Here is a 10,567-nt window from a genome sequence, read left to right on the forward strand (position 1 = left end):
GAGAAACTGCCACCAGAGTTATTGCCAGAAGCCCTTACTGCTGCCAGGGAAATTCAGGATGAGTCAAATCGTGCCAATGTCTTGAGAGCCTTAACTGAGAAACTGCCACTAGAGTTATTGCCAGAAGCTCTTGCTGCTGCCAGAGCGATTCAGAATCAGTCAAATCGTGCCTATGCCTTGATTGCCTTAGCTGAGAAACTGCCACCAGAGTTATTGCCAGAAGCTCTTGCTGCTGCCAGGGAAATTCAGTCTGAGGATTATCGTGCCAATGTCTTGAGTGCCTTAGCTGAAAGTTTGTCACAAATGCCATCTACGGAACTTTTCCCCCTTTGGCAAGATACAGCTCATGAGCTATCCCTTCACACTCGCCCTAATTTGCTGCAAGATATCAAGGCATTGTTTCCAGTTATCTTTGCATTAGGTGGCGAAACTGTAACGGCAGAAATTGCTTGTGCGATTGTGGATGTGGGGCGATGGTGGAAATAATTTGTAATTCGTAATTCGTAATTCGTAATTCGTAATTTGTAATTTAAGAGAGTTAGATTTAACTTGTATCTGTAGCCTGATTTCGGTCAATTGGTATAAGGAGATGCAGAATCTATAGTTTTAAGCAAAGTGCGATCGCTATTTACAGCTACTCAACCATCAATCAGGTATCGAATTTACAAACTCTCTTTGGTGTCCATGAGTGAGCGATCGCAATTAATTATAAAATCATCAAATAAATTGTCTAGACTGTCAATGAGCGATCGCCAGGGGTTATCTTTGGCAATGAGAACAATCGCGTTACCAAATACAAGCGAATTCGGCTCATGAAAGTTTTTGAGTTTTATGCAGTTTCTCTAATCTGTCTCCCTCTGCCTCTTCTGCTGCAATGTCAGCGTCAATTTGGTCGCGGTTAGCATGATAATAAGCTAAAGCTGCATAAACCTGCGCTAAAGTCAAATGACTAATTTGATCTGCAATCTCTTCAGCGCTGTAACCTTGTTTGTACCAGATGGCTATGCGCTTTACTGTCACCCCTGTACCAGCAATAATCGGGCAACCGCCGTGTATTCCAGGATGATGGTTAATTAGTGTACCAATATCAGTAATAGCTGCCAAAACTTGTTCTCCGAAATTTTTTACATTATCTCTAATTTGACCAGTTAGCAAGATATTCATTTAGAGTCATTGACTTACCATCGCTATACTCAGCACGAACTTCTTCAATTTCTGCCAGTGTTTCTGCATCGTCTTCGTACAACGCTTCTTCGGCTTCAAAAATTTGTTGCTCAATTAGCTCTTGAAGTTGACGTTTTTCTGTTAAATCAAGAGAAGATATTGCTTCTGCTAAAGTTTCTAAGGAGAGTTGTAGTTTAACAATGGCTGGCATTTTTCTCCTATTGGGTGTATAATTTCGCATTTTGACACCATTATGCTGATTTTAACAGTTATATTTTTGTCAAACCCAAAGTCTTGGGGTTGTATTTCACGCTTGTGGGGTGCAGCGCAGCAATTGGATTTGTCTAACCTGGGTTTGCGTAGTTTACCGCCGTAGGCATCGCCTACGCATTCGGTGTTATCGTAAAGAATATTAGGAATTAATTACCAAGGCAGATGACTATTACTGTCAACGTTGCCCAAGCAACTGCCAAATTTAGTGAACTTCTGAGTCAGGTATTGCTCGGTGAAGAAGTCGTAATTGCTGAACAGGGGATTCCAGTTGCACGTTTAGTGGCTCTCACAAATACCAGTTATCCTCGCATTCCAGGCTTAGATAAAGGTAAAGTGTTTATTGCACCAGATTTCAACGAGCCTTTACCAGAAGAAATCTTAAGTGATTTTGAAAATTCTAACCTCGTTTAGTAATGAGAGCTTTACTGGATACCCATGCATTCATTTGGTGGGTAACAAATGATCCTCAATTATCTGCCAATGCTCGTAACGTAATTGCTGATTCAGGTAACATCCTATTTTTGAGCGTGGTAAGTGCATGGGAAATTGTCATCAAAAATAAATTAGGGAAACTGACTTTACCTGAACCTGTAGAACAATATATTCCAACTCGTCTGGCAATCAATCGCTTTGAAAGTTTACCTATTCAAATGAGCCATGTTTTGCAAGTTGCTAGTTTACCAAATATCCACCGAGATCCATTTGATCGGATTTTGATTGCTCAAAGCCAAGTAGAGAATTTGCCAATTGTGACAATTGATCGGCAAATTACACAATATCTTGTTCAAACTATATGGTGATGGCGATCGCCCTTCTATAAACTGCGATCGCCTATATATAGCAATCCTAAATGAGTTGTGAAAATCCAGAGACTTAGATCCCCGACTTCTCAAAGAAGTCGGGGATCTTAATTGTTCACGACTGATTTAGGACTGCTATATCGGTCTTTCTTACAGAATACTAAGCGATCGCTTACAAAAGTTTTACCTACGCACGAATATTCATTAACAAGCCACTTTGCGTTTATGCACTCCCCAACTTACGGGAGCAGCTACAGAACTTACGGGAGCAGCTACAGAACTTACGGGAGCAGCTACAGAACTTACGGGAGCAGCTACAGAACTTATGGGAGCAGCTACAGAACTTATGGGAGCTTATAAATACTAATATCTCGTAATTAACTTACGAAAAATTACTGTTATCAATAAAAAATTTTAGTAAAAAAAATTGCGAGTTTTACTGAACCGAAACGCAGTTTAACTGAGGCAAGCTAGCTCTAGCAGCATCTTAAAGAAGTAATTTTATGTCTCGTAAAAAACGTACATCCCGTGTTTTAGAAAAAGCTCAGTTAAGATCGGCTGGACTGAAATCGATTGTTCCAAGCGTCAAATTTGATGAAGATTATAGTCTAGAAAAATTAGTTGAGTCAATCGACCAGTTACGCAGCAAAATTGATGTTTATAATACTGCTCTGTCTGTAGTTGACTCTTCTAAAACTGAAATTGAAGAGATGGAAAAAAACTTGAGTCAGCTTTCTGAAAAAATGCTGATGGTGGTTGGTATCAAGTACGGCAAAGACAGCCGCGAATATGAGATGGCGGGTGGTGTTCGCTATAGCGATCGCACCCGTAAAATCAGGTCGAGTCGCTTGAAAAATGTTGCAGAACAAGCATCTGATGAAAATGCTAAAACTGCATAAAATGCAGGATAAGGTAAGAAGCGCAATGAATCGCCGTTTTTACAAAAGACTGATTATTGTAGAGACGGCGATTTATCGCGTCTTTAAAAAATCCGGGAGAAATTGTTTCCAAAGTACCACCTACGACTTTAGAGTGTTGAAATAACTCAAATAGCTATTTAAAGGCGAGGTATGATAACAAACTTTAGTCGGCGTGAATTTATCTTGCTCGGTTCAGCAGGGTTTGGTACTAGTTTACTGCTGCAAGCTTGCAGTAATCAGACGACACCAACAGCGACAACAACGGGTGGTACTGAAGGGTTTAAAATAGCGATCGCTCTCCCTGGAGTGATTACCGATAAAGGCTGGAATCAATCTGGTTATGAAGGAATCAATTTAGCAAAACAAAAGCTAGGTGCCGAAACCGCCTATGTCGAAAAAGTACCACAAGCAGATCAAACAGAAGTATTAACAGATTTTGCTCGTAAAGGCTACAATCTCATCTTCGCGCATGGCGGACAATTTGATGCCGCAATTGAACAAGTCGCCTCACAGTTCCCCAACACATTTTTTGTGGGAGTAAATGGTAATCTCAAGGGTGAAAATATTGCTTCTTTACGAATAGATCACCTACAAACTAGTTATTTGTGTGGCATTATCGCTGCTTCTGTGACTAAATCTAATAAATTAGCTTATATTGCTGGAGAGAAGTTCCCTGCTACCGAGGGAGAACTGCGGGGGTTTGAATTAGGAGCAAAGTCTGTTAAACCAAATATTCAAATTACTTCTACTTTTACGGGTGATTGGAATGATGTTGCCAAAGCCAAGGAAGCGACTCTCGCATTAATTTCTTCTGGGGCTGATGTCATCTATCAATGGTTAGATAATGCCTCAGCCGCAGTCTTACAAACAGCAGGTGAAAAAGGAATATATGCTTTTGGTAACACCAAGGATCAATTAGATGTTGCACCAAAAGCTGTCTTAACCAGCGCTGTCAAACGCTTGGATTTAGCCATAGGTTATATAGCAGAATTAGCCAAACAAAAACAAATTAAAGGACAAATATATACAATTGGGCTAGAAAAAACAGATATATTATTTTTAGGGCAATTTGGAGCAATTATACCGGAAGCAGTTAAGCAAAAGGTATTGAATGCAAACCAAGAGATTGTTAATAAAAAAATCGTTTTTGAAGATTGCAAAGAGGCTGGTAAGGATACGCGCTGTTTAAAATATGTTGGTAATGATAAGACCTTATAAAGGGGGACTTTGATTCCAGTTTCCGCCTTTTAAGGGGAGTTAGGGGGGATCAATAACCCGCATTTCTCACAAGCTTTAGGCGTTTGATGGAGCAGAGGGGCAGAGGGGCAGAGGGGCAGAGGCGAAAGACTTACTGCAACTTCTCCCCTGCTCCCCTGCTCCCCTGCACAAGCGCAGGCTTTGAGAGGTGTGGTGAGAAATCCGGGAATAAGTGCCTAAAATCATAGCCAACTACTTTTCAAACAACCTTTTAACGCGAAGCTCTGGATGTTACCGATCTTTGTAAATTAGCTAGAGCGCGATTGTAATCCAAAATAGCTGTGACTCGATTACCTTCTGCTCTTGTCAGGTCATTTTCAGCATCAATTACCTCTGTTTGAGTGCCTACACCAGCTTGGAACCTCAACCTTGCTAAATTCAGAGCTTCCCTAGCTTGATTTAGAGCCACACTAGAAGTCTGCACATTATTTAAATTGGATTGCAATTGAGCATAGTACCGTTCTACGTCAAAGCGAATTAGGTCACGCTGGTTAGCAAATCGAGCCTCTGCGATCCCAATATTAGCTCTCGACTGAGCCGCCCTTGCCCTTGCTGCTCCCCCATCAAACACCGTTAGATTTCCTTGAAGTTCCGCTGAATAGCCATCAGTAATGCTCGCGCCATCGTTATATTCATCTAGGAGATTGTAGTTTCCTGTCAAACTAACTTGCGGCCCTAGTTGTGAAAGTGCCTGTCGTCGCTGTTGCTCGGAAATATTACGTTGTCCCAAAAACTGTTGCAACTCTGGACGATTTTGAAACGCTTGGACAATACTTTGTTCTACCGTCTGCGGCCAAAGACCCGCTAATTGTACGGGATCTGAGGCACTGATATCAGCCGACTGCGATAAACTTAACAACGTAGCAAGCTGACGACGGGCAATTTGCTGCTGTGAGATCGCATTAGTCAGCTGTTGTTGGGCATTTGCTAAATTCACCTGAGCTTGCAGCACATCGAACCGCGTACCCACTCCAGCCCGTTCTCTGGCTTGAGTATCCCGCAAACTAGCCTGAGCATTTTGCACAGCAGATTGATTAATTCTGACTTGTTGATCTGCTTGTTGCAAATCGTAGTATTGAGTGGTGGCATCCAAATTAATGACCAAAGACTGACTTTCAACATTTAATTCATCTACCCGTAACTGTTCCTCTGCGGCTCGGATCCTCGCTAGTGTGTTCCCAGAAGTATAGAGATTATAATTCAGTTCTGCTGAACCATTAAAAGAGGTACGGGCTTGAGATGAATTGTTATTAAAACCATTACCACTATTAGTCACCCTACTGTCAATACCAAGAGTAGGAAATAAGGCAGCTTGAGACTCGCGGAGCTCCGAGCGACTGCGTTGTAGCTGTAATATAGCTACCTGTAAGTCTCGATTGTTGCGTTTTGCTAGTTCTAAAGCTTGTGCCAAACTGATTGGTACAGTTCCCTGAATTCTTACTTCCTCCGGTTTAGTCGGAAATTGCAGAGGATTGGGATTGGGGTTGAGGCGATCGGGAACTTGTACAGCGCTTGAGGAATTCTGTGCTTTTGGCGGAGTTGCTGCACTTACTAAAGTTGGAAGAAGAATCGCGAACGCGACAGGAACCCAGGTAAAATGCACGAAGAATAAGCTGAAATTCATAATTTAGATATAGTAATTAATTAGGTTCTTTTGAGGATATAATCAAAAGTTTCATCCTGATTTACCGGCAGAGATTTAAATCTTAAATTCCTCCTCCAAGGGTTGATCTTAACAAATTAGCCGACAATCAAACCATCCTGAACTCGAATAATCCTTTGGGTTTGAGCAGCGATATCTGGTTCATGAGTGACAATCACAATCGTGATCCCTTGGTTATTAAGTTCAGTCAGTAAATTCATCACCTCATGGGAAGTTTCAGTATCTAAAGCTCCTGTTGGCTCATCTGCTAAAACTAATGCAGGTCGGTTGACCAAAGCACGAGCGATCGCTACCCGTTGTTGTTGTCCGCCAGAGAGTTGACTAGGACGGTTAGCGATGCGTTCCCCTAATCCTACCTTTTCTAAGGCTTCTAATGCCCTTTCCCGGCGTTTTGGCTTGGGTAAGTTAGCGTAAACCATTGGCAACATGACATTTTCCAAAGCTGTCGCCCGCGCCAATAGGTTAAATTGTTGGAACACAAAACCTATCCTTTGGTTACGAATATAGGCTAATTCATCATCATCAAAAGTCGTCAGGTTTCTGCCTTCAAAAATATAGTTTCCAGTTGTGGGACGATCCAGACATCCCAAAATATTCATGAGTGTAGATTTACCCGAACCTGACGCACCCATAATTGAGACATATTCCCCTTCCTCAATAGAGAGTTCAATTCCCTTGAGTATGGGAACACTAACTTCTCCCAAGTGATAGGTTTTGGTAATAGATTCCATCCAAATCATTGTTGGCATAAGTGAGTGCTGAGTGCTGAGTGCTGAGTGCTGAGTGCTGAGTTATGAGTTATGAGTAGTGAGTAGTGAGTGCTGAGTGCTGAGTGCTGAGTTATGAGTTATGAGTGCTGAGTTATGAGTTATGAGTTATGAGTAGTGAGTAGTGAGTAGTGAGTGCTGAGTGCTGAGTGCTGAGTGCTGAGTTATGAGTTATGAGTAGTGAGTAGTGAGTGCTGAGTGCTGAGTTATGAGTTATGAGTAGTGAGTAGTGAGTAGTGAGTGCTGAGTGCTGAGTGCTGAGTGCTGAGTGCTGAGTTATGAGTTATGAGTAGTGAGTGCTGAGTGCTGAGTTATGAGTTATGAGTTATGAGTTATGAGTAGTGAGTAGTGAGTAGTGAGTAGTGAGAGTTCATTTATAGCAGTAGTCACATAGGTTATGACTGTGTTGATTGCTCAAAGGCTTGAGAAAACTGTGTTTTTACTCAGCACTCAGCACTCACTACTCAGCACTCGCTACTCAGCACTCAGCACTTTTCTTTAGTGGTGGGGGTTGAGTTTTTTTGATGTTTTTGTTTACTAACTGAGATGCGAAGACCGCCAATAATTTTGCCCACTTCTTCTGCTTGATTTAAAAGTTGGTTGAATTTAACTTGATCGAGGTAGCCAACATCTAGAGCTATATAAAGTTGAGAACGCAGTTCTGCACAAGATGACTTAGCTATAGAAAGAAACTGATGAAATTCTCCTAAATAACTTCTTTCAAAACCCTCAGCAATGTTAGACATGATAGACACTGCTGCCCTTTGTATTTGTCCCGATAGTCCAAAGTCTCTAGCAAACGCACCCTGCTGAGTAACCTGATAAATATCTTTAGTAAGAATTCTTGCTTTTTGCCAAGCAATCAAATCTTCAAAACGCTCAACTTTACTCATTCTACTGACTACTCAAATTTCAAAATTGACACTAAATAACTCAGCACTCAGCACTCACCACTCACTACTCACTACTCACTACTCATAACTCATAACTCATCACTCATAACTCATCACTCAGCACTCATCACTCAGCACTCAGCACTCATCACTCATCACTCATCACTCAGCACTCAGCACTCAGCACTCAGCACTCACCACTCACTACTCACTACTCACTACTCATAACTCATCACTCATAACTCATAACTCATCACTCAGCACTCATCACTCAGCACTCATCACTCAGCACTCAGCACTCATAACTCATAACTCATCACTCATAACTCATAACTCATCACTCAGCACTCATCACTCAGCACTCAGCACTCATCACTCATCACTCAGCACTCAGCACTCAGCACTCAGCACTCAGCACTCAGCACTCAGCACTCAGCACTCTTAAACTTAGTCGCTTCTTAAAGCGTTGATTGGATCTAATTTGGCAGCGTTCCGTGCTGGAATCACGCCAGCGATTAAGCCAACGGTTAACGAGAGTGCAAAGCCAGCAACGATCGACAAGAAAGAAATTACAAAGGGAAATTTGAAAACGCTTGCAGCCACAAAGGCTAATAAAACGCCAGTGACCATGCCAATACCTCCGCCGACAATGGAAATCACGATCGCTTCGGCTAAAAATTGATTGAGTATGGCTGAATTGGTTGCTCCTACGGCTTTGCGAATCCCAATTTCCCGCGTCCGCTCAACCACAGAAACTAGCATAATGTTAGCAATACCAATACCACCAACCACTAGAGAAATTCCAGCGATCGCTACCACCATTACTGTAAATAAACCTACAATATTAGTGAAGGTACTAACAATATCAGCTTGATTGGTCAGTCGGAAATCATCAGCTTGTGGCGGATAAATATTATGACGTAGCCGTAAAAGATTGGTAACTTGAAACTGAGCGGCTTCTAACTGCTCCTGATTAGCGCCTTTAACTAAAATTCCACTTACAGAAACGCCCACCAGGGCATTGTTCCCAACTAGTCTCTTCGACATACTAGTTAAAGGAATAAAAATCTGGTCATCTCGATCCATTGGCCCTTGAGAGCCTTTAGGTTCCATCACCCCAATTACTTCATAAGCCTCTCCCTGAATCCGAATTTTCTCACCGATCGGATTTACACCTTGTCCAAAGAGTGTTTTTTGCACTGTCGGGCCAAGAATAGCAAGCTGTGCGGCAGTATCTAGTTCATCCTGAGTAAAATATCTCCCTTGTTGGGGGCGAGTATTTCTGACTTCTGGGTAGTTCAAATCAGTGCCATAAATGGTTGTTGAGGTGTTCTGTCCTGCATAGACAACTTGAGCGCTGCGTTGGAGATAAGCAGAAACCATCTGTGCTGATGGCGCTTGTGTAGCGATCGCCTTTGCATCTTCCCAAGTCAACGTGCTGCTAGAACCTACTCCTTGACGGACATTCCCGCTTCTTGCTGCACCCGCCAAGATTTGGATCACATCTGTACCCAATGCTTGTATCTGTTGCTCAACTCCTTTTTGCACTCCCTGACCGACAGAAGTAATGGCAATAACTGAAGAAATCCCAATAATCACGCCCAACATAGTTAGACCTGTGCGTAATTTGTTACTCCACAGAGTCTCTGCTGCCATTGTCAAGATTTCCAGCAATGGTACTGTGCGGGTATTCTTCGCTTTGTAAAAGCCCTTAGATATCTTAAACATAATGTTTTATTTAAAAAAGAATGCAGAATTTAGAATCCAGAATCAAGTTAGTGGAGGAATTAAACCCACATATTTATCCGCTAGTCAAACTCGAATTCATACTGAATCCTGACTCCTGACTCCTGAATTCTTTATTGTTAAAACTAACTTTAAGGAGAACCACCGCCTTGAGAACGCCCACCACCAGAACCTCCGCCTGAACGACCTCCGCCGCCACCTGTTCCTCTTCCACCTCCACCTAGACCAGGGAAAACTCCTCCTCTTGGTGTTGATTGCGGACGCAATCCTGGTGGGAAACTGAGCAATACCCTTTCGTCTCCTGTCAATCCAGACTTAACTTCGGTAAAGTTATTCGCGGTGACGCCAGTCTCTATGCGAGTAAATACAGGTCTGTTATTTTTTCCTTGCACAAACACGCCTGTGGCATTTTCTTGGCGTACCACCGAGGCTGTTGGCACTACTAAAACATTTTGAACTTGACCGACTTGAAAATCTACTTCTGCATTCATCCCAGACCGCAGTAGTCTTTGAGGGTCTGAAAGTGATACTCTCACTTCAAAACTGGTGACGTTTTGCTCTACTATTGCTTGGGCAGCAATTTGGCTCACTTTACCTTCAAAGGTCTTTCCTGGGTAGGCATCTGCTTTAATCGAGACTTTTTGACCAAGGCTGATTTTGGAAATATTTGTTTCTGCTAAATTGGCGACGACTTCATTTGTGGAAGCTAGAGACAAGATTGAAGAAGAAGAAGAAGAAGCTACTTCACTACTGGCAGTTGTGGGTGTCACGAAAGCGCCGGGATCGGCATACTTCTTTGTCACTACACCATCAAAGGGTGCGCGAATAATTGTGTCATTGATTTCGGCTTGGATGTTTTGCAGCGAACCACGAGCCGATGTTACTTGGGCACGGGCTGCGTTAATATCTTCTTGGCGCGTTCCGGCTTTCAGGAGTGCCAAAGCTTGCTGTCTCTGCTTCACCACGGCTCGTGCTTGCTCAACATCTTCTGGACGCGACCCGGCTTTTTGCAGAGCCAGTGCTTGCTGTGCTTCATTTACATTAGCTTGGGCGCTGTCACGATTAGAACGGCTTTGGTTAAGAG

The 10,567-nt window shown here is 42.6% G+C and carries 12 protein-coding genes and 1 pseudogene; 6 read left to right on the plus strand and 7 right to left on the minus strand.

Annotated elements, in window-relative coordinates:
• Window positions 1–486: pseudogene (locus IQ229_RS01810) on the plus strand (hypothetical protein); the annotation flags it as partial.
• A 324-nt stretch (window positions 487–810) separates the two neighbouring features.
• Here IQ229_RS01810 and IQ229_RS01815 read toward each other — a convergent pair.
• Window positions 811–1,164 (minus strand): DUF433 domain-containing protein, encoded by a 354-nt coding sequence (locus IQ229_RS01815; protein ID WP_194040742.1) that lies wholly within the window; start codon window positions 1,162–1,164, stop codon window positions 811–813.
• Window positions 1,136–1,375, minus strand: a complete 240-nt coding sequence (locus IQ229_RS01820) for a hypothetical protein (RefSeq protein ID WP_194040744.1) — start codon at window positions 1,373–1,375, stop codon at window positions 1,136–1,138. The genes IQ229_RS01815 and IQ229_RS01820 overlap by 29 nt, the downstream gene beginning before the upstream one ends.
• 224 nt (window positions 1,376–1,599) lie before the next feature.
• Here IQ229_RS01820 and IQ229_RS01825 point away from each other — a divergent pair, with 224 nt between their 5' ends.
• The 5 genes from IQ229_RS01825 to IQ229_RS01845 all read left to right on the plus strand — a co-directional run bounded on the left by IQ229_RS01825 (window position 1,600) and on the right by IQ229_RS01845 (window position 4,375).
• A complete protein-coding gene (locus IQ229_RS01825; RefSeq protein WP_194040746.1) occupies window positions 1,600–1,848 on the plus strand; it encodes a type II toxin-antitoxin system Phd/YefM family antitoxin in 249 nt (82 codons plus the stop codon).
• Between the two features lie 2 nt (window positions 1,849–1,850).
• Window positions 1,851–2,237 carry a type II toxin-antitoxin system VapC family toxin gene (locus IQ229_RS01830; protein WP_194040748.1) on the plus strand — a complete coding sequence of 129 codons (387 nt, stop codon included), beginning with the start codon at window positions 1,851–1,853 and terminating at the stop codon, window positions 2,235–2,237.
• A gap of 217 nt (window positions 2,238–2,454) precedes the next feature.
• Window positions 2,455–2,604 carry a hypothetical protein gene (locus IQ229_RS01835; RefSeq protein WP_194040750.1) on the plus strand — a complete coding sequence of 50 codons (150 nt, stop codon included), beginning with the start codon at window positions 2,455–2,457 and terminating at the stop codon, window positions 2,602–2,604.
• A 136-nt stretch (window positions 2,605–2,740) separates the two neighbouring features.
• The gene (locus IQ229_RS01840) at window positions 2,741–3,136 is read left to right on the plus strand and encodes a hypothetical protein (protein WP_194040752.1); all 396 of its coding nucleotides are present in this window, start codon (window positions 2,741–2,743) and stop codon (window positions 3,134–3,136) included.
• A 171-nt stretch (window positions 3,137–3,307) separates the two neighbouring features.
• Window positions 3,308–4,375 carry a BMP family protein gene (locus IQ229_RS01845; protein WP_194040754.1) on the plus strand — a complete coding sequence of 356 codons (1,068 nt, stop codon included), beginning with the start codon at window positions 3,308–3,310 and terminating at the stop codon, window positions 4,373–4,375.
• A gap of 250 nt (window positions 4,376–4,625) precedes the next feature.
• Here the strand turns inward: IQ229_RS01845 and IQ229_RS01850 are convergent, their stop codons facing one another.
• From IQ229_RS01850 to IQ229_RS01870, 5 genes are all read right to left on the minus strand, one after another.
• Window positions 4,626–6,038, minus strand: a complete 1,413-nt coding sequence (locus tag IQ229_RS01850; protein ID WP_194040756.1) for a TolC family protein — start codon at window positions 6,036–6,038, stop codon at window positions 4,626–4,628.
• Window positions 6,039–6,154: 116 nt separating this feature from the next.
• Complete coding sequence (locus tag IQ229_RS01855) at window positions 6,155–6,826, minus strand: ABC transporter ATP-binding protein (RefSeq protein ID WP_322743923.1); 672 nt, start codon at window positions 6,824–6,826, stop codon at window positions 6,155–6,157.
• Between the two features lie 503 nt (window positions 6,827–7,329).
• A complete protein-coding gene (locus tag IQ229_RS01860; RefSeq protein ID WP_194040758.1) occupies window positions 7,330–7,737 on the minus strand; it encodes a four helix bundle protein in 408 nt (135 codons plus the stop codon).
• A 447-nt stretch (window positions 7,738–8,184) separates the two neighbouring features.
• Window positions 8,185–9,465 carry an ABC transporter permease gene (locus IQ229_RS01865; protein WP_228013014.1) on the minus strand — a complete coding sequence of 427 codons (1,281 nt, stop codon included), beginning with the start codon at window positions 9,463–9,465 and terminating at the stop codon, window positions 8,185–8,187.
• A gap of 149 nt (window positions 9,466–9,614) precedes the next feature.
• On the minus strand, window positions 9,615–10,567 hold a 953-nt coding region (locus tag IQ229_RS01870), incomplete at its 5' end, for an efflux RND transporter periplasmic adaptor subunit (RefSeq protein ID WP_194040760.1).

Source organism: Nostoc cf. edaphicum LEGE 07299 (assembly GCF_015207245.1).
In the GTDB taxonomy this organism is placed as follows: Bacteria; Cyanobacteriota; Cyanobacteriia; order Cyanobacteriales; family Nostocaceae; genus Nostoc; species Nostoc edaphicum_B.

Excerpts from the sequence above, each read along its gene's own strand:
- IQ229_RS01815 (WP_194040742.1), bottom strand. The coding sequence starts at position 1,164 with ATGAATATCTTGCTAACTGGTCAAATTAGAGATAATGTAAAAAATTTC.
- IQ229_RS01860 (WP_194040758.1), bottom strand. The coding sequence starts at position 7,737 with ATGAGTAAAGTTGAGCGTTTTGAAGATTTGATTGCTTGGCAAAAAGCA.
- IQ229_RS01845 (WP_194040754.1), top strand. The coding sequence starts at position 3,308 with ATGATAACAAACTTTAGTCGGCGTGAATTTATCTTGCTCGGTTCAGCA.
- IQ229_RS01825 (WP_194040746.1), top strand. The coding sequence starts at position 1,600 with ATGACTATTACTGTCAACGTTGCCCAAGCAACTGCCAAATTTAGTGAA.
- IQ229_RS01855 (WP_322743923.1), bottom strand. The coding sequence starts at position 6,826 with ATGCCAACAATGATTTGGATGGAATCTATTACCAAAACCTATCACTTG.
- IQ229_RS01830 (WP_194040748.1), top strand. The coding sequence starts at position 1,851 with ATGAGAGCTTTACTGGATACCCATGCATTCATTTGGTGGGTAACAAAT.
- IQ229_RS01865 (WP_228013014.1), bottom strand. The coding sequence starts at position 9,465 with ATGTTTAAGATATCTAAGGGCTTTTACAAAGCGAAGAATACCCGCACA.
- IQ229_RS01850 (WP_194040756.1), bottom strand. The coding sequence starts at position 6,038 with ATGAATTTCAGCTTATTCTTCGTGCATTTTACCTGGGTTCCTGTCGCG.
- IQ229_RS01820 (WP_194040744.1), bottom strand. The coding sequence starts at position 1,375 with ATGCCAGCCATTGTTAAACTACAACTCTCCTTAGAAACTTTAGCAGAA.
- IQ229_RS01840 (WP_194040752.1), top strand. The coding sequence starts at position 2,741 with ATGTCTCGTAAAAAACGTACATCCCGTGTTTTAGAAAAAGCTCAGTTA.